The organism is Arenibacter certesii DSM 19833, assembly GCF_000429545.1.
GTDB lineage: Bacteria > Bacteroidota > Bacteroidia > Flavobacteriales > Flavobacteriaceae > Arenibacter > Arenibacter certesii.
Genome location: NZ_AUCB01000028.1, coordinates 50,674 through 74,673 on the forward strand (window position 1 = coordinate 50,674; position 24,000 = coordinate 74,673).

The 24,000-nt window shown below is 39.8% G+C and carries 15 protein-coding genes; all 15 read left to right on the top strand.

What is annotated here, in order from left to right; translation table 11 throughout:
• Positions 1-3: 3 nt before the first annotated feature.
• On the top strand, positions 4-705 hold the full coding sequence (locus tag G466_RS0113955) for an SGNH/GDSL hydrolase family protein (RefSeq protein ID WP_026814224.1): 702 nt from the start codon (positions 4-6) through the stop codon (positions 703-705).
• Between the two features lie 12 nt (positions 706-717).
• Positions 718-894 carry a hypothetical protein gene (locus tag G466_RS23905; protein ID WP_157373898.1) on the top strand — a complete coding sequence of 59 codons (177 nt, stop codon included), beginning with the start codon at positions 718-720 and terminating at the stop codon, positions 892-894.
• Positions 895-1,148: 254 nt separating this feature from the next.
• Positions 1,149-1,742 (top strand): RNA polymerase sigma factor, encoded by a 594-nt coding sequence (locus G466_RS0113965; protein ID WP_026814225.1) that lies wholly within the window; start codon positions 1,149-1,151, stop codon positions 1,740-1,742.
• Positions 1,743-1,914: 172 nt separating this feature from the next.
• Positions 1,915-3,126: a FecR family protein gene (locus G466_RS0113970; RefSeq protein ID WP_026814226.1), complete on the top strand. Its 1,212-nt coding sequence runs from the start codon at positions 1,915-1,917 to the stop codon at positions 3,124-3,126.
• 179 nt (positions 3,127-3,305) lie between these two features.
• Positions 3,306-6,677, top strand: coding sequence for a SusC/RagA family TonB-linked outer membrane protein (locus tag G466_RS0113975; protein WP_084418851.1), 3,372 nt, complete (start codon positions 3,306-3,308; stop codon positions 6,675-6,677).
• A gap of 31 nt (positions 6,678-6,708) precedes the next feature.
• Positions 6,709-8,475, top strand: coding sequence for a SusD/RagB family nutrient-binding outer membrane lipoprotein (locus tag G466_RS0113980; protein ID WP_026814228.1), 1,767 nt, complete (start codon positions 6,709-6,711; stop codon positions 8,473-8,475).
• A gap of 55 nt (positions 8,476-8,530) precedes the next feature.
• Positions 8,531-9,763: an Ig-like domain-containing protein gene (locus G466_RS0113985; RefSeq protein ID WP_026814229.1), complete on the top strand. Its 1,233-nt coding sequence runs from the start codon at positions 8,531-8,533 to the stop codon at positions 9,761-9,763.
• Positions 9,764-10,026: 263 nt separating this feature from the next.
• Positions 10,027-12,516, top strand: coding sequence for a glycosyl hydrolase family 95 catalytic domain-containing protein (locus tag G466_RS0113990; RefSeq protein ID WP_051315678.1), 2,490 nt, complete (start codon positions 10,027-10,029; stop codon positions 12,514-12,516).
• Positions 12,517-12,583: 67 nt separating this feature from the next.
• Complete coding sequence (locus G466_RS0113995; RefSeq protein ID WP_026814231.1) at positions 12,584-14,416, top strand: alpha-L-fucosidase; 1,833 nt, start codon at positions 12,584-12,586, stop codon at positions 14,414-14,416.
• Between the two features lie 196 nt (positions 14,417-14,612).
• Positions 14,613-15,191 carry an RbsD/FucU domain-containing protein gene (locus G466_RS22115; RefSeq protein ID WP_051315679.1) on the top strand — a complete coding sequence of 193 codons (579 nt, stop codon included), beginning with the start codon at positions 14,613-14,615 and terminating at the stop codon, positions 15,189-15,191.
• 148 nt (positions 15,192-15,339) lie between these two features.
• Positions 15,340-16,986: a glycoside hydrolase family protein gene (locus tag G466_RS22120; RefSeq protein ID WP_157373900.1), complete on the top strand. Its 1,647-nt coding sequence runs from the start codon at positions 15,340-15,342 to the stop codon at positions 16,984-16,986.
• A gap of 14 nt (positions 16,987-17,000) precedes the next feature.
• Positions 17,001-19,388, top strand: a complete 2,388-nt coding sequence (locus G466_RS22125) for a glycoside hydrolase family 95 protein (RefSeq protein ID WP_051315681.1) — start codon at positions 17,001-17,003, stop codon at positions 19,386-19,388.
• 1 nt (position 19,389) lies between these two features.
• Positions 19,390-22,530, top strand: a complete 3,141-nt coding sequence (locus tag G466_RS0114015; RefSeq protein WP_026814232.1) for an NPCBM/NEW2 domain-containing protein — start codon at positions 19,390-19,392, stop codon at positions 22,528-22,530.
• Between the two features lie 21 nt (positions 22,531-22,551).
• Positions 22,552-23,415 (top strand): endonuclease/exonuclease/phosphatase family protein, encoded by an 864-nt coding sequence (locus tag G466_RS0114020; RefSeq protein ID WP_026814233.1) that lies wholly within the window; start codon positions 22,552-22,554, stop codon positions 23,413-23,415.
• A gap of 127 nt (positions 23,416-23,542) precedes the next feature.
• Positions 23,543-24,000: DUF5107 domain-containing protein (locus tag G466_RS0114025; protein WP_157373902.1), on the top strand; the 458-nt coding region annotated here is incomplete at its 3' end.

Here is a 24,000-nt window from a genome sequence, read left to right on the forward strand (position 1 = left end):
ATTATGAAATATAGAATTATTATAATCATTATCCTGATGGCCTTTCTTTCTCCCGGATGTACAACGCAAAAAAATATTAGGGAAGGGTATGAATGGAGTGATTTCTTTTGGAGGAATGAAGAGGACGCTTCCAAACCCCGGATATTATTTATTGGTAATTCCATAGTTAGACAATTTTACAATGATATTTGTCCCATTTTGGAAAAAGAAGGTTTTAACTGCGACCGGTATTCTTCTTCCAGAAGTATAGTTGATCCTGCTTTGTATCGTGAAACTAAAATAGCAATGGCAAAATACGATCATACCGTTATCTATTTTAACAATGGTCTTCATGGTTGGCACCTTAATGTAGAACAGTATGGAAAAGGGCTGAGAAAGTATGTGAAATTTTTAAAATCACAAAAAGCAAAAAATGCCATTCTTGTATTTGCATTAACCACTCCATACCCTTCAAATAAACCTGGCGAAAAAATGGCTCCAAGAAATCTGGAAGTGTTAAATCGAAACGGTATTGCAAGAAAAATTATGAAAGAGTATGATATCCCGGTAATTGACCTATATGGTCTTGTAGAACCTGAACTTGATAAATATAGCAAATCAAAAGGGGATGTTCATTACAATCAAAAAGGCATAGAGCTAATGTCAGATTATATCAGTAATAAAATGGTTAAATTATTTGAAGAGCATAACAAATCTTCAAAATAAATAGACATAAATATGAAGTATTTACTATTGGCTATTGGGTTTTTCTTGGGGTTAATGGGATGTGCAAAGCCTGAGAAAATGTCATTAATTAATGCGTTGGATATCGAAAATACAACAAAAGAAACCGATTGGAGAATGGATATTTATAATTCAATATGTTTTCTAATGTTAGATTTTGAATCTGAATAGAATATTTTAATTATATGTTAAAAATAATTGTATATTGACTTTCATTTAGGGTAAGGTAGACCAATCGATAATGTTTCCACAATAAATTGTAAAAGCGCTGCATCCTATGTGCCGAATTTGTATTAAGTTTTTAAATAACCTTTTACATTTTAAATTTGAAACTTATTGTATATAATTCATTTTATTTTTGAGTTCAACCGTAATGGAAAATAAGAAAGAGTAGCTCTAGTATAGGGTTTTTAAAAGCGAAAAGAATGTATGTAGATGAAGCTAAATCAGAAAGAATTTTGATCTTGGACCTTAACAAGGGCAATGAGCAGGCATTTCGTAAACTTTTCGATACTTATGGCAACGATATTTATACCTATAGTTTGAGTCTTTTGAAATCCCCGGACAGCGCCAAAGAAATAGTTCAAGATGTATTTTTGAAAGTTTGGTTGAAGCGGAAAACTATTAATCCCGATCAGTCATTTAAATCCTGGGTGTTTACGATTGCGCGAAACCTTTCCTTCAATGTTTTACAAAAATCTGTCAATGATAAAAAACTCAAACAGGAGATATTTTACCAACGGCAAGAGGCATATAGCCATATCGACAGAGGTTTTCAAGAAGCAGAATTTGAATTATTGAGATTAAAAGCCATTGATACTCTTCCACCAAAACGAAGGTTAATTTTCAAAATGTCTCGAGAAGAAGACAAAAGTTACCAAGAAATAAGTGTAGTATTGAAAATTTCCGTTAGTACTGTAAAAAACCAGATGAGTAAATCGCTAGGAACAGTTAGGACATTTTTACAAGCTAATGGTGATCTCACACTTCTGATCGCTTATGTTTTTTTAATTATATAAGAAACCTTGGGTTTTACTAGGTTGTTTACTTATTTTTTTTGGTCCTATTCACTTCTTTCTTGCAAATTTCTTCAAACGAGCATAAATTTTTTAAAAAAAAGCGTAGATATGATAGTACTTTTTTTGTGCTCAACTGTATTATATATAGTTGCATGTTTATATAAACAAATTAATGAGCGATTCTGATAACATAAAAATATTACTTCGAAAATTTGCAACCCGTCAATGCTCACAAGATGAGATTGAAGAACTAATAGTCTTTTTTAAAAAAGAGACATCTTCCAACCTGCTACCGACTGTTGAAGAAGTATTGCCCCTATTGGATCGGACTGTCGAGATGGACGTATTGTCCGCTGACCAAATTTTCGATGAAATTATTTCTGGTGGAAAGTCCAAAAGGAGTAGTTCTTTTTCGACAATGGGTAAAAAGGGCTTTGGAAAAAAATATGTGTCTGCTGCTGCGTTGGTTCTAGGGCTGTTTTCCATTATTTATTTATATCAAATGCAAACGGTCGACAACGGAAATCAAAGGCTTAGCAATGGCCTTAACTACCATTCTGTTGATTCATTAAATATGCGTTCGGAAGAAATTACGCTTTTGTTGGAGAATGGAATTATAAAGGTTATTTCTGAAGAAGGTACCTCTGAAGTGATGGACAAGAATGGAAATGTTGTTGGTAAACAGAGGGGCAATCAATTGGTTTATGAAGTTAAATCTTCCCCTGAAGAATTAGCATATAACACCTTGACTGTGCCATTTGGTAAAAAATTCGAGCTATTGCTCTCGGATGGAACAATAGCCCATTTGAATGCGGGAACTTCTCTGAAATATCCAGTAACGTTTTTGCCAGGAAAAGAAAGGCAGGTTTTCTTGAATGGTGAAGCTTTTTTTGATGTTGCGAATGACTTAGATCATCCTTTTGTGATAAATGCGGATGAACTTAATATTCGTGTTTTGGGAACAAAATTCAATGTTTCGACCTATGCTGAGGATGACGTAACCGATGTGGTATTAGTAGAGGGTTCTGTAGGGTTGTACACCGAATCCGAAAAATTTGATAAAGGTAGTTTCTTGTTGAAACCTGGTAATAAAGGAAGTTTTAATAGGTTGGAAAGCACTATTACATCAGAAATAGTTTTAACCAGTATTTATACATCATGGATCAATGGTGAGCTGGTTTTTAGAAATATGACCTTTGAAAATATCCTCACAAAATTGGAGCGTAACTATAATGTTTCCATTACTAATGAAAACTTGGAAATGGCCAACGAAAAATTCAATGCCAGTTTTAGAAATGCATCCATAGAAAAAGTATTGGAGTACTTTCAATCGGTCTATAAGTTAAATTTTACGATCCATGGGAAGGAAATTATAATTCACTAATATTCAAAAAAACAGATGTGTATGATATGAAACATAAAAATTAAGACCAAAATTAGATATGAAGATTATATCGTTTGCAAAAAATAACAGTAATAAAAAATCCGGGAAATGTTCGAGCATTCCCCGAATTATAAAGGTATGATCTTAATGAAAAAACCACATTTAAACATTACAAAAGTATGAAAAAACTTCTTATTCTTAAAAGGAGGTCTGGCTCAGTTAGTAAACTGTCACTTAAGATGAAACTTAGTACGCTGATTATTCTTGCTACTTTATTTTCCCTACAAGCGAATACGTCGTATTCGCAGCGGACAAAGATATCGTTGCATTTAGCAAATGTCACGGTTAAATCGGTGCTTGATCAGATCGAAAGTAGTACCGATTTTAGATTTGCCTATAAATTAAAGGATGTCGACTTAAGCAGAAAAGTAAGTGTCAATGTCCAAAATGAACTGGTAACTCAGGTAATAAAGGATGTATTTATAAATTCTGAAACTACCTTCAGTGTAATTGACCTTCAAATTTTTCTTGTCAAAAAAGAAGTTCCTGGGTTAGGGGGAGTAAACAGCGATTCCCAATTTAACGATTTACAGCAGACGGATATTAAAGGCTCTGTTGTTGATAAGGATGGTGCACCATTACCAGGAGCCAGCATCATCGAAAAGGGAACCACCAATGGAACCCAATCAGATTTTGATGGAAATTTTAATATTACAGTATCTAGTGCCAATGCCGTTTTAGTGGTATCCTATATCGGATTTTCTACTAAAGAGATACCTGCTGACGGAAAGTCCAATATAATAATAGGATTAGAGGAAAGTAGTGATAACCTTGATGAAGTAGTGGTTACGGCCCTAGGTATCAGTCGTGAGAAGAAAGCTTTGGGTTATGCAGTTCAAGAAGTGCAAGGAGAAATTTTCGAAAAAAGCAAAGAACTGGACTTGAACAATAGTTTGAACGGTCGAGTTTCCGGTGTGTTTATTAGCCAAGGTAGGTCGAACCTAGGAACTTCCAATGCTAGGATCGTGATTCGTGGAGAATCGTCTATTGGCGGTAATAATACACCACTGTATATTGTTGATGGTTTTCCAGCAAGTTTCATCAATCCCAACGATGTAGAGTCGCTATCGGTTCTTAAAGGGCCGGCCGCAACGGCACTTTACGGTTCCAGGGCAGCTGCGGGTGTTATTGTAATCACCACTAAAAGTGGGAAAAAATCGCAAGGCCTTTCTGTGGCAATCGGATCGAGCGTAACCATGGCCAACCCAGCGGTATTGCCGGATTATCAAACAGATTACGGTCAAGGTTTGGGGGGCGTCTATCAGCCCGGGGTCGATCTTTCGTGGGGGCCTGCCTTTACATTGCCATCCATTCAGCAATTATGGGGGGGCAATGAATGGAGGCCATACACCAATGCTGTTGAAGAAGCCTATGATACCGGATATACTCTTAATAATAACGTAGCTATTTCAGGCGGGGATGAGAAATCTGATATTCGTTTAAGCTATACCGATGTAAGGCAAAATGGCATGGTACCGAATACGGAGTTTAAAGAGCATACCATCGATTTGAACACCAACCGTAATTTTACCGATAAATTTTCTGTGAGAGTGGGCGTTAAATACAGATTGACCGACATTCCCAATAACGGAAGTTTCGACCCAAGGTTCATTCCCTTAAATGTAGACCCCGAGGTTTTAAAAAAGCGCGTAGATGAGAATGGTAATCAAATCATGTATAAATCGCAGACCGATAACCCTTATTTCAATTTATACGAAGACCAAAATTTAAGCCAGTCCAAAAGTTTGTCTGCCAATATAAGCCTAAACTATAAATTTACAGAACAGCTGAGCCTTTTGGTTCGCACTTCATTGGGAGATTTTAATGGCAAGACTGAAAATAAAGGTGCATTTGGACACGCAGGTGCCGGGAAGGAATTTGGATCCTATCACTTCAACAAGTACTCATCGAACGAGTCGAATACAGATTTTTTGCTTACCTACGCTACGGATTTCAGTAATTGGACCTTAAAAACATCTGCGGGTGGCAACCACCTCCATTATAATAGAGAAAACATTGCGGTAAGCGTGTCGCAATTACTTACAGAAGGTACTTTTACTGCGGCCAACTACAGGCAGTTTCCAAGAACGACCAGTGCCGTTGGACCTGAAAAAACAGTTAATAGTTTATACGCATATGCCAATATCGGCTTTAAAGATTATGCGTATTTAGATTTGACTGCACGTAACGACTGGTCTTCCGCATTGCCGGAAGCGAACAATAGTTTCTTCTATCCATCTGCCAGTTTGAGCGTTTTGATACATAATTTAGTTGAATTGCCTGGCTTTATTGATTTTTGGAAGATAAGGAACAATTATGCAGAGGTTGGTAACGACACCAGCGCCGGAAGATTGCAGTATCTTTATTTATTTACACCAGGTATCAATGGCGTAGCTGGAATAGGTGAAGAAAGTACATTTCCAGAACTCAATTTAAAGCCCGAGATCAGTTCGGCTTATGAGATTGGAACCGAATTTAAACTATTTAACAACAGGTTCAACCTTGATTTTACCTACTACAATTCGGTTACCGAAAATCAAATTTGGAGTGTTCCGGTATCCGATGTTACAGGATATACAAGAGCTGTCAAAAATGTGGGTAAGGTAAAGAATACAGGTTATGAGGTTAGTGTAGGAGGCACTCTTATAAAAAACAATAATTTTAGCTGGCAGACCAGCCTTAATTGGTCATCAGATAAGTCGGTCGTTCAAGAGTTGGACCCAAACAATCCAGATTTGTCATTTACTCAAAGTGTGGCGTCCAATACCTTTATTATTGATAGGGCCGGTGACCAAAGAGGGCAGATTTACAGTAAAACGGCCCGTACATTTATCTATGATCCAACCTTACATAACTCGAGCTTAAAACAGTACGACGGCCAACGCTACCACGATGCGGCAAAAGATTTGCCCCGTGTGGCCGATATGGATGTAATAGGCAATGTAAATCCGGACTGGATAGCTGGCTGGGAAAATACATTCACCTTTAAAAATTGGTCTTTGGGGGCCTTGATCACAGGTGTATATGGCAATAGTTTTTATGCTGGTTTCGAGAAAAATTTTGTCGGCGATGGTTTTGCCCCTATAACAGGAGGAAATAGGGATGCGATACTACCGGAAGGGGTTTGGGATAGTCCTACGGGAATTCGTCCATTTGAGCCTGGCGACGAAATTACCGCTGGTCTGCTATACGGAGATTACCTCACGGATGGTGAGATAAATGATATATGGGTAAGGGATGGGTCTTTTGCAAAACTCAAGGAACTCTCCTTATCTTATACCATACCCTCCAAGCTGCTTGAGAATATGTTTTTCAAGGATGTAAGATTTACCGTATTGGGGCGGAATTTGTACACGCTCACCGATGTAAAGTATGTAGATCCTGAAATATTTGTGAACAATTCTCAAGTGGGCACCACCCCAGGGATTTCGCGCAGCGGAACCATTCCCATGGCTAGAACGTGGTCATTCAACGTTAATCTCCGATTTTAACCTTACACTAATTTAAATCAAAGGAAAAGAAATGAAAAAAATTATAGTATTGATATTAGTTTCAAGCACACTTCTTTTGTTAGGATGTGATAACTGGGAAGACGATATAAATTTAGATAGCAGCAGGCCCATATTTGACGAGAAAATCGCTCCCGAGCTGTTTCTGCTGCCTACCATGGATGGGATATTGGGCCATTCTGAAGACGGTTTTAGCGAAACGTCGTGGAATATTATGATGCCTTTGGTCGAATATAATGGCAAGACCCGCAGTTTGAGCCAGCCTAACCGGCACAGATCATGGCACGATCTGGATGATAACGTGTGGGGCAAAGGCTATGGCGTGCTAAATGGAATCAAACAGGTGCGCAGGGCCGCAAAAGGATCTGGAGATACCCGTTATGAGGCGGTTGCCAATATTTGGGAAACATACATCATGCTAAACATGACGCTGCTCTACGGTGATATTCCCTATTTCGATGCCGTGGGTGAAGAGTTGGTATCACAAGTAACTTACGACTCCCAAGCCTTGATATTTCCAGCTATGATGGATAAATTGAAAGCGGCAAGTGACCTTATAGGAAACCAAACCAGCCCCATAAGTTCGGGGAACGACGTTATATTTGCGGGAAATATACAGAAATGGAAGAAATTCGCAAACGTGCTGCGTTTTAAGGCAGCCATGCATTTCCATAATTCCGATCCGGGCTTATCAGAGGGCATTCTAATAGAAATAGTGAATAACCCCGCCCAATATCCAATGTTCGAGTCCAATAGCGATAATGCCTATTTTTCTTTTGATGGGGTCCAACGTATATCGCCGTTTTATCTTATCCCGATAGCATCAGAAGATAATTTGCCCATAAGCAACGTATTTATAGAAAGACTGCTAAGTTTGGCAGACCCCCGTATCTACCAATTTGCAAAACCAGTGCAAAAAGTTTGGGATGATTCTAATTTGTATGTTGTTCCCTCTAATAAAGGCGTCGATAAATATGTGGGCCATCTCTACGGTATCACAACAAGTGATGGTGATGCGGCACTATGGAATGGAGGAGTTGAATATGCATCGCGACAAACAACAGATTTTTTCAGACCGGTAGATGCGAACTTTGTGCCCACCGCTGCTGCAAAAACCAAGCCTTGGTTCTTGTCCCACTATCCGGAAGTAATATTTCTTAAGGCGGAAGCCGCCTTTAAAGGTTGGATTCCCGGCAATGCGCAGGCTTTATATGAGCAAGGTATTGCTGCAAGCTTGGAAATGTTCCAAGCTACATTTTCAGATCCACGATATGCTGGGGCTTATGCCGAGGACGCTTTGGGAGGTCTGGGTGAATATTTGGCTCAACAACAGGTGAGTTGGGGTGGTGGACGGAATCAGGAATTGTTGATCCATGAACAAAAATGGATTGCGTGCTATCAACTTATTTTGGAACCTTATTTTCAGCAACGGCGTGTAATGATGCCACCATTAAGAGCCTCCAACAATGCTGCTGCATTTGAAAGCTCTGGTAGTGGAACACGGCTTCCAGGTCGTGCTGATTATCCTGATAGTGAGCACCAAAAAAATCCTGTGGGCGTCAAAAGAGCCTGGAAAGAGGGATTTGATATTCCCATTACTGGTGAGAGTGACCGGACCGATGCGAGAATGTACATAATTAATAACGGTTTAAGCCCTTCACTGCAAATGCCAATTTTTATTGAACCAGTAGTCTCATCAGGAGAATATCCTGGTGATATAAATTTTAAATCATGGTATGATGCACATTGGAAAAGTATGTTCTGGTGGGAAAACGAGTAAAGAGAAAAATACATTTTGAAACATTAAAATTTTTAAACGAAAAACCAAAACGATTATGAAAAATGTAATTTATAAGTATCTGGCAATTTTGACATTGCTATTATTTTCTATTTTGATTTCTTGCACGGACGATGAAGGAAACTCAACCGAACCAATTGTTGTTGATACTGAAGCACCCGCTATATTGCAGGCCTTTCCAAAAACAGGCGCCAATGATGTTGCCCCAAGTACCCGCTCATTGAGCTTGGTTTTTAGTGAGGTCGTAAAGCGAAATCAAGGAGATATTGTAGTTTACAAGGGTGCTGATGAAGTTCTATATACAATACCCATTGGCGATGCCAATTCGGTTACTATTAATGGTGCATTGGTTACTATCAGTTTACCTACTAGCCTAGAAAAGAATCAATCTTATTACGTACAGATTGCTTCCGGAGCTATTACTGATGTAGCGGAAAATGATTTTGAAGGTTTTACCAATAATTCCTCATGGGCATTCGCCACCCCTGTAGAAGAAGAGGGCAACAGTGATGCTGCCAAGCTTATTCTACATTTACCTTTTGATACGGATTTGTCGGATTCAAGTGGTAACTTACTGCATGCAACGGAGGGGGCAACTTCAACTGGTGCTATAGATTTCGTAACCGATTCAGAAAGAGGTGGTGTTGTTTTCTTTAATTTTGGAGCTTATGCAACCTTACCTAAAGATAGTGCATTAAGACCATTAGGTGCTGAAAGTTTCAGTGTTAATTTCTGGATCAAGCACATTGCCACAGGATCCGACCCAGTAGTGCTCGGCAATAAAAGCTGGGACAGTGGAGGAAACCCTGGCTGGGTTATTTCAACCGACGGTGCCAACAGCTATATGCCAGATAATGACTATACCAATGGTCACGGTTGGACAGTGAGTATGGCTGCAACGGCCGCTGGTTCAGATCGATTGGATTGGGATGCGGGCGATTGTGATGTACCAGGTGGTAACCCCGCAAACTTGGGTGATAATTCTTGGCATATGGTTACTATGGTCATCGATCAAACTAATAAATTGCTTAAAGTTTACTCAGACGGTGTTCAGTATAGCGAACCTGGCAAAGATAATACCTATGACTTGAACAGATTGGCAGGTGGAGCTCTTTTTGATACGGTGAACGATTACCCAGTTAATATTTGGGAGGATGGTACTGGAACTTATAATACCACTCATGGCATGTTGGAAGGACATTTGGACGATTTGAAAATCTATAGTGGCGTACTAACCCAATCTGAAATAACCGCTTTGTTTACGGAATAGGAAGAAGTAACCTATATTGTATGCTTTAGTTAAATCTTATACACGACTATGCATTTTTGGTTCTCTCCCAAAAGCTTTTGGGAGAGAACCAATCGATAAAAATCCAGGATATTAATCGTTTAGTTTAGTGAGGAATTAAGTGAGAGTGGATTTTACATCTATCTAACTCTCACTTAATTTTTAAAAACTCAAAAAAAATGGTTAGGAAAAATTATAGTAAAGTCATAAAATTAGTTTTATTCCTACTTCTTACGAGTCAAGTTATGGCCCAAGAAAAAAAGGAATTCATAGGCCTTAACGTAGATTATAAAAACTACCTATCGAAACACGACGTTGTTTTTCAAACCCCAAATTATGAAGGATTTGAAGGGTTAACCATTGGCAACGGTGATATTGGCGGAATGGTTTGGTGTACAAAATCGGGAATAGAAATACAGATAAATAAATCGGATTTGTATGACAAGCCGAATAAAGAATCGCACACAACATTGCGTGCTGCCGCAAAATTGAAGCTTGATTTTGGGATTCCCAATACCGAATGGCTTTATTTAAACGATTTTGAAGCGCGAATGAGCATGTATGATGCCACATCCTCCTTTAAAAGCACTACTCCTTTCAGCGATACCGATATAAAAACCTGGGTTGATGCTAATTCCAATGCGTGGGTAATTGATTGTAATTTAAAAACTATGGGAGAATTACAATCAGGTACTTCCATGACAGTAGCATTGGAACGATGGGGAAGCAGGGCATTTGGTGGTTGGTATGGAGGCTACAACAAAGATGCTTCGCTCGGACTTGGTAAATCAAAGGTGAATACCCAAAATGGGGATATTTATATTACGGAACACTTGGATGGGCTAGACTTTGTGGTGGCTTGCAGGGTTGTAGGAATAAATTCGTCACCAAAAATAAAAAACAGTAAACTGGCTGTTATCGAAACAGGCACCAGCAACGATATAAATGCTAAAATTATTGTTTCGGTGGTTACATCGAACGAAAGTGAAAATTTGCTTGAGGATGCCATAAAAATATTGGACAGCAAGGAGAAAGAAACCATTGAAAAAGCGAAAGTAGCGCACGATGCGTGGTGGCAGAGTTTTTGGGAACGTTCGTTTGTTTCTATTCCCGACGATTATATCGAAAACATCTATTATTATCGTCGCTATTTAACGGCAAGTGCTTCCCGTGCCAACTTCCCCATTGTTTTTAACGGTGGCCTGTGGACCTGGAACCATGATTTGCGTCAGTGGGTAACTCCGCATCACTGGAACACCCAACAACAATATTGGGGAGTTGCGGTTCAAAACGATTGCGATTTAATGCTACCTTATATAAATACTTATTTCCGGACGATGCCTTTGGCCGAAGCTTATGCAAAAGAAAGAGGTGTCGAAAATGCACTCTTATGGAGTGAAGCGCATGATTTTTTTGGAAATATGCCCTATAAATACAGAGATGATATGATTAATCATTTCACAGCTGCGAGTCAAATTGCGGGAATTTTTTGGGAGTATTATCAATTTACGGGCGATAAAAAATTTCTGGAAGAAAAATGCTACCCTTTTATAAAGAAAGCAGCGCAATTTTATGTAGGTTATTTAAAATGGGACGACAAAAAACAAGAATACTATTCATTTCCAACAATGCCTTATGAACATTCCCAAAATCAACTAAAAAATAGTAGTTCCGACAGATATATGATTGAAGCACTTCTGGATTGGTGTGTTGAGTCGGCAAATATGCTGAAAGTGGATAAGTCAAAAGTAAAAGAATGGAAAAATATACTAAATCACCTATGGAGTCCTCCAGTACTTGATATTCCGGATAGGGGAAAGGTTTTTGGAACTGCATTTACACAAGAGGGGAATCCATATCCATCCCTTGAAAATTACGGGGTAGGCTCCTATCATTTCGATGCCCACACTACCCAGGTTTTTCCAGCTAATATATTGGGACTTGATGATAAGGATACTGAATATTTCAAAATTGCTGAAAATGTATCGATTCGTCAGCCGGCATCCAAAAATGCAATTACTCCAGGCTCTATCGTTTCGGCAAGGCTCGGGTTAGGCGAATTTGCATTGGAGAAAATGACCAATTCAATAAGACGGATGCAACATTTTCCACAGGGATTGTTTTACAATATCGATCACTGGTACCAATTATCGAAGTATGCGGATTCTATATCGACGGCTGAGGTAACTACGCAACGAGATTATCTATATGATAAACGCACGCATTATTCGAAAGAGACAGCAGGTAGTTCAGGACTCCCAGCTGCACCCTTTGTACAACCTGGGATGGAAGCCTTGAGCATTGTCAGTACCACTGTATCGGAAATGCTTATTCAAAGCCACGAAGGAAAAATAAGAGTTTTCCCAGCTATCCCCGAAAATTGGGAAGGTGCTTTTGTTTTAAGGTCTAGAGGAGCTTTTATCGTATCATCGGTAATCAATAAAAGCAAAGAAGTTTCATTTGTTGGAATTGAAAGTTTAAAGGGGAACCAATGCAAATTGCAAAATCCCTGGAATAGTCCATCCCTGGAAATACTAAACCTAAAAACTTCTGAAAATGAAAAATATAAGCTTTCAAAAGACGGTGTTATTTCGTTTGAAACAAACAAAAATGGTAAATACATGATTACAAAAAAGGGAATTCCCTTTTCTAAAGAAAAAACATTTACAGGCAAGCAGAACAATGGGCCAAAGTATTTTGGAGAAGCTATTTTAGGTAGTAAAAGAGATTTTTAGCCTTAGGTGATGGTTCATGGGGTAATGTTAAAAGAAATTGAAATTATCAGAATAATAGTTTTTAAAAATGAGAAAAACGATATTACTTGTATTAGTTACTCTAATTTTAAGTTGTAAGAATACTCCTGAAGCTAGTAAAACTATAAAAACAGAGGTTGAAAATGTAAACGAAGGGGCAAAACCAGACCTGGAGGCTTTATCGCGTTTTGAAGATATGCGTTTTGGTTTTATGATACATTGGGGTCCGGCCGCTTTGCATGGTAAGACCATTAGTTGGTCTATGCCTGAGGTTGGTGGCAGGGCAAAATATGAGTCATATTATAAGCAGTTCAATCCACAGAAATTTAATGCCGAAGAATGGATATCTGTTGCAGAGACGATTGGTGCAAAATATGCAGTTTTGGTCTGCAAGCATCATGATGGCTACTGCCTATGGGATACAAAAACCACAGATGCTAACGTAATGAACTCACCACTGAAACGGGACGTGGTAGACGAGTTCGTAAAAGCATGCCGAAATAAGGACATAGCTGTTGGCACGTATCTTTCCATTATGGATATCCACGAGGACAAATGGGAACAAGTATATGGTTCCCAATCAGATATGCCAGGATATCCAGAAGGCATTCCCCATATACTTGACTTTACCACACGCCAAAGTCTTGAACTGATTCGAAAATACAACCCTGATATCATGTGGTATGATGGGCAATGGCTAGAGGGTTGGGATAAAGATATTGCCAGGACTCTTTATGACCGGCTGAAAAAGGAAAAACCAGATATGCTTATTACCCGCATACAATCACGGCCGCCGATTTCTGGTGATGGCTCCTGGGACTATATGAACAACGTGGGCGACTATCATAGTATGGAGCATAAAATAGGCGGGTATATGAAAACCCCCTGGGAAGTGGTCACAAGTATTGGTGTACACCATTACAGCCATGCCAGCAATCACGAGTTCTTTACCGCGAAACAGGTAATCGATAAATTAGTGAGGGTATGGTGCGGCAATGGTAATCTACTGCTTAATTTCATTCCCGACGCTGATGGTGAAATTGATGAAACCCAAAAGAAATTAGCCAAGGAGATTGGTTCTTGGGTGAACGACAATAGCGATGCGATCTATGGTACACGTGGCGGCCCATGGTATCCTAATCAATGGGGGGGCAGTACCCGTAAGGGAAAGAAAATCTATGTATACGCCCTACCGGAGGCCCCTCAGCTAATTCGCTTATCGGCATGCCCTACAAAGGTGCTCGGCGCACGTATTTTATCAAATGGTACCGCTATTGAGTATAAACAAACTGAAGATGGCCTTGATCTGAAGTTGCCAGAATCGGTACGTGACTCCAAAGCTACCGTTATAGAATTGACGATGGAAGAGGAGATAGAAGGGATGCTCGACCATCGTAAGGACCGATCAATATTTGCGGATGATACTTATGGAAAAATCATTTCCGAGAATGCTCAACTGACTTTAAGTACCACTAGCCCACGTAACAATGAGGCGAACCATAAATATCTTTTTACGGATACACTGGACAAAATGGACTATGCTTTTCACACAGAAGCGGAAGCCAGACCTTGGGCGCTTATAGATTTGCAAAAAATTAAAAAGCTTACTGGTTTTGCTATAGAGAACAGTACTAGCCTTGGGGACCGGGCAGAGACACTGCGAGTATATATATCCAAAGACAAAAAGGAATGGGAACAAGTGTGGGCCGTAAAGGGCCTTCAATGGAGATGGGAAGTGCCCCTTACCGATTTCCATGATGCAGGTGGAAAATTGCCCGGTAAATTGGCCAGATATGTCAAACTGGAAACTATCCATGATTGGGTGCCTCAACCCTTACATTTACGTAAGGTTAAAATTTACGGACATGAGGTAGAGGATTAAGCTAATGAGAAACTAAGTTTGGTAGGATATTACAAACAAAAAATCATGGCAATGTCAACATATATAATTACTAAAGGTAAAATTAATTAAGGAATATAGGAAGTTTTAAAAACTAAAGAACATTGGCTTTAAATAAGCGAATTTTTTTTAATAAACGAATCCTTATTAACGATTTAGAAACAAAACAAAGATTTATATGAAGTATTTACTAGTGGCTATTGGGTTTTTCTTGGGATTAATGGGCTGTGCAAAGCCTGAGAAAATGTCATTAAATAATGAGTTGAAAATTGAAAACACAATAAAAGAAACCGATTGGAGAATGGAAGTTCAGCAAAAACTAAAGGAATATGGACATAGAAATTGGATAGTTGTAGCCGATGCAGCCTATCCCAAACAAAGTAATCCCGCCATAGAAACGATTGTGATCGATACCGAACAATTGGAAGCAGTGGCATATATATCGGAACTAATAGAGAGGTCTACGCACGTTGATGCCAATATTTTTGTAGATAAGGAAATGACTTTTGTAGCAGAGAAGAATGCTACTGGAATTGAAACCTATCGAAATTCACTTGATAGTTTATTAAATGGGAGTCCTGTAAAGCGTATGCTCCACGAGGATATTATTAAGGAATTGGATAAATCGGCGGAACTATTCCATATACTGATACTTAAAACGAATATGACCATACCATATACTTCAGTGTTCTTTCAATTGGAATGTGGTTACTGGAATGCCCGATCAGAAGGCGCAATAAGGTCAGCCATGGAATGAGATGGATAAATCATCTGTTTTTCCAATTGCGTTGTGGGTGTCATAAATTGGATTGAATATTTATGGTCCTAAGGCAAATAGGACCTGAAGCAGTACGAAATAGATTTGCGATTTTATAAAAATTAATAACTTTTAAATTATGATTAAATTGAATAGACTTTTAGGACTGGGGATTATCGTTTTTTCCTTGTGGGGAAGTGTAAGAGCTCAGGTAATCGAAAGGGCCCGTCCGGCCGAATGGAATGATTTGATTAACGGAGGGCGATTTATGGACTTGTTTCGTCCAATAGCTCCCTTAGGAGCGCTGACCACAAATACCTGGGGTGCCGAAAATGTAATTCCGAGATATGTGGATAATGGAATCGAGGATGCAGAATGGTCCTATTGGGGAGGGAACGCCCTTTTGGGCGATGATGGGCAATACCATCTAATGGTTTGTCGTTGGCGGGAAGACTCGGTTAAAGGACATAATGAATGGTCCAATTCCATTGTGGTACACGCTGTATCGGAAAACTCCTTTGGTCCTTATAAAGTAATGGAAACCATTGGACCAGGGCATAATCCTGAAATATTTAGATTAAAGGATGGCCGTTATGTAGTGTACGTTATAGACGGACGTTACGTTGCTGAAAGCCTTGAAGGCCCATGGGAGTACGGCAAATTTGAGTTTGACCAAAGGGATAGACCCATAATAGAAGGCCTCTCTAACCTAAGTTTTGCGCAGAGGGAGGACGGCTCCTATATTATGGTATGTCGCGGAGGTGGCATATGGTTCAGTAAGGATGGATTATCTCCCTATAACCAAGTCACTGAAAAAAGTGTATATCCCCCAGTGGAAGGACATTTTGAAGATCCAGTAATTTGGCGGGACAACATTCAGTATCACATGATCGTCAATGATTGGTTGGGTAGGATTGCCTATTATCTGAGGTCCAAAGATGGTGTAAATTGGAAAATAGATGCTGGGGAAGCCTACTTGCCAGGAATTACGAGATACACCGATGGAACCAATGAGGATTGGTTTAAATACGAACGGATAAAGGTTTTACAGGATAATTTAGGTCGGGCTACCCAAGCCCACTTTGCAGTTATAGATGTATTGAAGAAGGACGATAAGGGAAGCGACAACCATAGTTCCAAAAACATTACTATTCCGTTAACGGTAGGACGTAAAATTAAGGTATTGAACGAAGCCAAAATTAAAAGAAGTACAAAGTCGATTAAACTAAGGGTGGAGGCTGAAGAAGGATTTGACCCGAATTCCGACATCGATATTAATTCTCTGCGCTTTGGTGCGTCCGAAGAAGTGAATTTTGGACGGGGTTCCAAGGTGAAAAAGATTAAAATTGACGGACCCGATCTACTTGTAACCTTTTCTGGGGAAGGCAATGGTATCACGGAAGGTAATTTTGTGGGCAAATTGTTGGGGAAGACCAACAATGGGAAATTACTATTCGGATACGCCCGTCTTCCCGGGGTTGACTATATAGAGCCAATATTGTCGGCACTCATACCTGAAATCACTAAGGATGGAATGTTAAAAACAGAAGTCTCCAACTTTGGACAAGTTATATCCAAACCGGCCAAGATCAAGATTGAAAGGCAAGAAAATTCCATCTGGCGTGAAATTGCTTCGGGGACCGTTCCAAAATTGGACCCTTTTGAAAAATTCGATATTAAGCTATCTACAAAGGCAGGATTAAATTTAGAACAGGAACAGAAAATTAAAGTTAGTATTTACTCCAATGACTTTGATCCGGTTGTTTTAATTGGAAATATGCCTATTGATAAATAACAAAAGAATAAACTATGAAATCTAGAACAATTAAGATTTATCTGACCTATTTCGTATCATTTTTTGCTATTTCGACAATAGCCCAAAAGACAGAACCTCAAAAATCACCATTGAAACTGTGGTATGAACGACCAGCCAATTCGTGGATGAAGGAGGCCTTACCCATTGGTAACGGATATATGGGGGCCATGTTCTTTGGAGGGCCGGAAGAGGAGCATATTCAGTTCAATGAAGAATCCCTATGGACGGGGGGAAAGGGTGAATGGGACCAGTACAATGGCGGCAACAGGGAAAATGCCCATAAACACTTGCCCGAGGTTAGAAGATTGCTCGATGCCGGTAAATACGAAGAGGCGCACCAACTTGCGAACAGGGAACTTACAGGTACGATCAAGGCAGATAAGGGTAATAATATTTGGGAGGGTTTTGGAGCCTATCAAACCTTCGGAGATTTATTTGTAAAACCAGAAGAGTCCGGGACGTTCACAGATTATAGTAGGGAACTAGATATATCGGATGCTGTGGCAACTATTAAATATACGGTCAATGGAACAAAACATAAAAGAGAATATTTTGCTAACTATCCCAGTCGTACTTTGGTTTTTCGTTTTGAAAATGATAGTCCAGACGGAATAGACTATATCATAAACCAAACAACTGTGCACAAAAATGTCACCTTCGAATATAACAAAAACCAGCTAATCATGTCGGGCCATTTGGAAAACAATGGCATGGGGTTCGAAAGCAGGGTGTTGATTGAATCCGATGGTGAAAAAGTTACTTTTTTGGATGATAAATTGAAGGTGAAAGCGGCAAAATCCCTTACACTTTATTTGACTGCCGCCACTGATTATAAAAACGAGTATCCGACATACAAAGGTAGGGATTACATATCAATGAATAAAGAGACCATTGCTAAGGTAAGACAAAGGGGATATGACAACCTTTTAATGGAACATAAAAAGGATTATTCAAATTTGTTTTCCAGGGTGAATTTTAAACTCGAAACCATGGACACCAATAATATTCCTACAGATGAACGGTTGACTGCCTATGCATCGGGTAAAAAGGATCCATCGCTTGAAACCCTTTATTTTCAATATGGACGTTACCTTCTGATAAGTAGTTCACGACCTGGCACGATGCCTGCCAATTTACAGGGTAAATGGAACGACAAGACCAACCCGCCATGGGCCAGTGACTACCATTCCAATATTAATATTCCAATGATCTATTGGCCCGCAGAGGTCACCAATTTATCGGAATGCCATGAGCCCTTGATCGAATATATAGATAAGTTAAGGCCTCCTGGCCGTAAATCGGCAAAGGATTTTTTCAACGCAGAAGGTTGGATCGTAAATACCATGAACAATCCCTTTGGATATACAGCGCCCGGATGGGATTTTCCTTGGGGCTTTTTTCCCGGTGGTGCTGCATGGTATTCCCGACATGTGTGGGAGCACTATCAATACACACAAGATCTTAATTTTCTTAAGAAAAAAGGATATCCCATTATGAAGGAGGCCGCGCTTTTCTGGCTAGATTATTTGACCAAAGATTCAAATGGGAATTTGGTTTCCTCACCTTCCTACTCTCCGGAACATGGTGGTATTTCTACCGGTGCCTATATGGATATTGAAATAGCCTGGGATATCTTTAATAATTGCATTAAAGCGACTGATGTCCTAGAAAACGATATGGCGTTTAAAAAGGAACTGGTTTTGGCGAAAGCAAAACTATTGCCCTTAAAAATTGGGAAATGGGGACAATTGCAGGAATGGAAGGAAGATATAGATGATCCGGAAAACAAGCATAGGCACGTTGCGCACTTATATGCGTTACATCCTGGAAATCAGATTAATGCCCTACAAACACCTGAGCTGATCGATGCTGCTAGGGTGTCATTGGATGCTAGGGGTGATGACGGCACTGGCTGGTCCATTGGCTGGAAAATCAATTTTTGGGCGAGGTTGTTTGATGGTAACAGGTCTTACAAGCTCCTAAGAAGGGCCATGGCAATTACTTTGGACGATGGCGTCAACATGACGGACGGGGGAGGTGTCTACGCCAATCTTTTTTCCACGCACCCTCCCTTTCAATTGGATGGTAACATGGGGGCTACGGCTGGCATAGCCGAGATGCTCTTACAATCGCATTCTGGGGAGATTCACATACTCCCGGCCCTTCCTGAATCTTGGCCTACGGGTACGATATCCGGATTAAAGGCACGTGGTGGAATTGAAGTGGATATAGAATGGAAAGAAGGCAGGTTAAGGACAGTAAGAATTAAATCTATTATGACCCAGGCTATTAACGTTCATTATGATGGGGAAACAGTAGTGCTGAACCTGAAAGAAGGAGAGACCTTGGACCTCGACGAAGTATTGAAAATTATTGATTAATATGAAAAATATAAAAAAAATAAAATTACTTGGGTGCGTGTTTTTGCTAGGCACCCAGATTCTTCTGGCAGTAAATGTTCTTTTGACCAAATCCGATTCTATCATATCCTTGAAAAACGAAATGATCGAGGTTAATTTTGTTAAATCCAGTACCGATGTCAGTCTTTTTGAAATCATCAACAAATCTTCAGGAAAGACCATTGAAATTACAAATGATGATTTTTTGATCACCTTGAGCGGTGCAGATGACCTGACAAAAACCAACTTTCTTATTTATGATGTAAAGGAAGAAACTAATGGAAAAACTAATAAATTAACTCTTCTATACAGACATATTACGGATCCCATCGAGCTGATTATTTCATATTCCCTTGGCAAGGACGACTTTTTTGCCAGAAGGCAATTGGAACTGGTGACGCAGAACACTTTGGAAATAAGGCAAGTCGATGCTTGGAAATTGGATCGAACCGGGAATTGCATTTATCAGGAGGAGGAACCGCCAAAATATCCGCATCCGGTATGGGGATTTGGGGAAAATAAGGGGTTCGGCCTTCCTGTACTTTTTGAGGACAGTTTTTGGGGCCTTGAATACCCTGCGGGATATAACCAGTACAGACATTCAACTCTTTCGTTTACTCATTTCCCTGGAAGATCAATCGAGGGTAGTTTCAGTACAAAACCGATTGTTTTCGGTGTGGTGCAAGAAGAAGGAGTAATCAGATCGTTTCAACGCTATTTGGATTCGATCTTGGCATTGCCAAAAAATGAACCTGCCCTATTTATTAACTATAATACGTGGGAGACCTTAATGCCCCCAACAGAGTCAAATTCCCTGGCGCTTATTGACCTATTTCGTAAAAGGCTGTTAGAGCCGTATGGCGCTAATTTTGACACCTTTACCTTTGACGATGGCTGGGATGATAAAGAAAGCTTTTGGGACATCCGTAAAGACCGGTTTCCCCAAGGATTTGGTCCGATAAAAAAGGAGCTGGAGGCGTTGGATATGGACTTAGGATTGTGGCTGTCCCCATCCTCTGGGTACGATCATGGGCCTTGGCTAGTTGCCAACGGATATCCACAAAACGGGACCCGTGGCAAATACCTATGCCAGTCAGCCCCTCAATATGCATCAGATCTAAATAACAAGATTGAAAAGCTTTTAACGACCAATAATCTCAAGTTTTTCAAATTTGATGGAAACGCCATGAACTGTGGTGCCGAAGACCACCCTTGGCACTTGACGGGCAATTATGCCAAGGAAACGAACGTAGATGCCCTAATAGAACTGCTCGTCAACATCAAAAAATTACAGCCCAAAGCTTTTATAGATCTCACCACGGGGATTTGGCTAAGCCCTTGGTGGCTACAATATGCCGATGCAGTTTGGGGAGAAGTCTACGATGGCCCCCCCGCTGCCATTGTTCCAACACCTAATTCCGGTTACGGAAAATTTACAACGCGTGATATCCTCATCCATAAACGCATGAAAGAGAACCTGGGCTTCCCTATTGAAAGTCTAGAACATCTGGGCATATTTACTCCCGATTACAATACTATGCACGATGAAATCATGTCGATTTTGGGAAGGGGAAGTCGCCTTTTAACCTTCTACCTCGATCCGATCGAGTTGTTAAGGACTGAAAAAGATTGGAAATTTCTTGCCAAGGCCATAACATGGGGTCGCCAAAATGCTTCGGTTACAGGGAACATAAAATTAATAGATGGGGACATACTGAACCACGAACCTTATGGCTATATGCGTCATCATAAGAATAAAGGAATCATCTCAATTTCCAATCCTTTCATAGCTTCAAAATCAATCTCAATTGCCATGAAGGATTTAATGGGAGAGACTTCCGACAATCATTACTCCGAAAAGGATCAGTTTTATGCCGAAGTCGTATATCCGTACCGCGAGGTTTTGGATTTCGATTTGGATTATAACAAATCGATCGACATTCAACTCGAAGGCTATGAAACTGTGATCATCGAGGTGAAGCCATTCAACGAGGACATGGATATAATGGCCGGTGGGCGATATCAGTATGTTGAAAATTCAAACGGGAACAAGGATATTGAGGTTTTCGGAAAAGCAGGGACAAAGGAGGAGTTCATTCAAAAATCCAAGGGAAAAAAGGATAAAGAAGTTATTATCCAATTTGAGGGCAAGAAGGAGGGTGCTAAAGTGAGGGAGGCACAAATGGTATTAAAAATGGTGGATGGTGTAAATATAGTGGAAGGTTCTTGCAAGATCGAGGTTCCCAAAGGAACCGACGCCTCTATGCACATTTTGTTCGAACCAATAGCCCCTTCAGGATATGTGCCCAATTGCAAGATAAAAGTTAATGGTAAGGTAGTGGAGACCAAAATCAACCGTGCGCCCCTTGTCCTACCGCATATGAGGGTATTCGATGAAGTGCCCATTTCGGATTGGTCTTTCATTAGTTTTAAATTACCGGCAGGGAAAAATGATATAGAGATTCTGATTGACGCAGAAGATGGGGTTGCGGGTCAATTTAAGGCAAAGGTGGCTTCTTGGCTTTGGATGGAGCATGCCCTGTTGAAAAAAAATCTGAACATAAAATTAGCGCAGATTTCCAAAGTTTCTGGTGACCTGCCCGAGATGTTGCCTTTACCTACAAGAATAGAGAAAATGAGAGAAATAGTTCCTGTACATACAAATAAGGAACTATCCTCTTTAAAAAAGCCTTTCCCAGCCCCCAAAAATGTGATAAATCTATCCGAACTGATTCCAAGTAAGGCCGCCATGTCCAAAGGAAAGGTCAGGATAGGGCTTAACTTCGAAGGAACAGTGCTCAGTGTAGGCGGTCAAGAATTTGACAAAGGCCTGGGTATGCATTCCTACGCTAGAGTGGTTTATAACATAGAAGGTTTGGGTTTTAAGAAATTTAAAAGTTTTATCGGGGTTGACGATACAGCCGGTAGTGGGGAAATGGAATTTGAGGTCTGGATAGATGGTATAAAAGGATTTGCTTCGGGCCCAATGAAAAAAGGGCAACCTGTTAAACCATTGGAAATAGATGTGACCAAAACCCATGAATTAGAACTGAGAGTGTTTGGAGGTTCTGATGGTTTAGATGGTGACCATGCCAATTGGTGCACTCCGACACTTCATAAATAATAAAAATTAAAAATCATTGAAATGAAACCAAGGACGCCAAATAACATTGTCTTTTTACTAATTCTCCTTTGCTCCTGGGTGTCTGCACAAGAGAACATTAGTATAATGAGTTTTAATGTAAGGTACGATGAATTGTTTTATGATGCCGCAAATATCTCTATGGACAATTGGCCAAATCGACGGGAATTTCAGGTGGCACTCCTAAATTTTTACAAACCGGATGTTATAGGGATGCAAGAACCACTAGGACATCAGGTACAATATTTTGCTGAAAATATGTCCGATTATAAGTGGATCGGGGTAGGTAGGGAAGATGGTATAAATGAAGGGGAATACAACCCTATTTTCTATAAAAAGGATAAAATAGAGGCTCTTTCCTCTGGAACTTTTTGGCTCTCCCAAAACCCGGAAACGGTTAGTAAATCATGGGATTCTGGTTATACCAGAATCTGTAGCTGGGCCTTGTTCCAACTTAAAGAATCGGGGAGCAAATTTTATTTTTTCAATACCCATTTTGATAGTAAGGGAGAAAACGCACGCTTGGAAAGTGCTAAATTGATCAATGAGAAAATCAATGATCTTGATACTGACATTCCGGTCATAGTTACCGGTGATTTTAATTTCACCGAGGATAGTGAAGTCTACACCGAAATAACCTCCAATGGACTTTCCGACAGTAAAAAGGCCAGCATTGAAGAACCTTATGGTCCTGAGGGAACATTTAACGGGTTTAAATTTAATCGGACTCCCAAACATCGCATCGATTACATTTTTGTCAACCAAAGGATAAAAGTATTGCGATATGGGGTACTGACAGACAGTAACCATCAACGGTACCCATCTGACCATTTTCCAGTTAATATTTATGTAGAAATTCCACGTTAAGGTATAAAGGGGATGATGATTGTTTCATCATGAGCAATATTAAAATCCAGTTGTAATCTAGGAAAGGTTAATTTAATATATAAATGATTATGGTTACAAATTTGTAAATTGAAGCAACACAGTAAATATGTATAAGATACAATCAACGTTATTACTACTTATTTTAGGATTTATGTGCCATCAAGGTATTTCACAAAAAGCAACAGTTCGGGAAGAAAATTTGAACATGAAAACCTATATGTTCGGAGACCCCGATCCTGTAGCCAATATTAACCGTATCTATCCCTATTTTCGTTTTGACGGTTATACAGATCAAGGGGAGTATCGGGATTGGAAAATGGTGGTGTTGGAGAACGATTATATAAAAGTATATGTTTCTCCGGAAGTGGGAGGGAAGATATGGGGAGCCATAGAGAAATCCACGGGAAAGGAATTCATGTATTTTAACGAGGTAGTGAAATTCAGAGATGTGGCTATGCGTGGAGCTTGGACTTCAGGTGGATTGGAATACAATTTCGGGGATATTGGTCATATCCCCACCTGTGCTACCCCTGTGGATTACGCATTAAAGGAATATACGGATGG

Excerpts from the sequence above, each read along its gene's own strand:
- G466_RS0113955 (WP_026814224.1), top strand. The coding sequence starts at position 4 with ATGAAATATAGAATTATTATAATCATTATCCTGATGGCCTTTCTTTCT.
- G466_RS23905 (WP_157373898.1), top strand. The coding sequence starts at position 718 with ATGAAGTATTTACTATTGGCTATTGGGTTTTTCTTGGGGTTAATGGGA.
- G466_RS0113965 (WP_026814225.1), top strand. The coding sequence starts at position 1,149 with ATGTATGTAGATGAAGCTAAATCAGAAAGAATTTTGATCTTGGACCTT.
- G466_RS0113970 (WP_026814226.1), top strand. The coding sequence starts at position 1,915 with ATGAGCGATTCTGATAACATAAAAATATTACTTCGAAAATTTGCAACC.
- G466_RS0113975 (WP_084418851.1), top strand. The coding sequence starts at position 3,306 with ATGAAAAAACTTCTTATTCTTAAAAGGAGGTCTGGCTCAGTTAGTAAA.
- G466_RS0113980 (WP_026814228.1), top strand. The coding sequence starts at position 6,709 with ATGAAAAAAATTATAGTATTGATATTAGTTTCAAGCACACTTCTTTTG.
- G466_RS0113985 (WP_026814229.1), top strand. The coding sequence starts at position 8,531 with ATGAAAAATGTAATTTATAAGTATCTGGCAATTTTGACATTGCTATTA.
- G466_RS0113990 (WP_051315678.1), top strand. The coding sequence starts at position 10,027 with ATGGCCCAAGAAAAAAAGGAATTCATAGGCCTTAACGTAGATTATAAA.
- G466_RS0113995 (WP_026814231.1), top strand. The coding sequence starts at position 12,584 with ATGAGAAAAACGATATTACTTGTATTAGTTACTCTAATTTTAAGTTGT.
- G466_RS22115 (WP_051315679.1), top strand. The coding sequence starts at position 14,613 with ATGAAGTATTTACTAGTGGCTATTGGGTTTTTCTTGGGATTAATGGGC.
- G466_RS22125 (WP_051315681.1), top strand. The coding sequence starts at position 17,001 with ATGAAATCTAGAACAATTAAGATTTATCTGACCTATTTCGTATCATTT.
- G466_RS0114015 (WP_026814232.1), top strand. The coding sequence starts at position 19,390 with ATGAAAAATATAAAAAAAATAAAATTACTTGGGTGCGTGTTTTTGCTA.
- G466_RS0114020 (WP_026814233.1), top strand. The coding sequence starts at position 22,552 with ATGAAACCAAGGACGCCAAATAACATTGTCTTTTTACTAATTCTCCTT.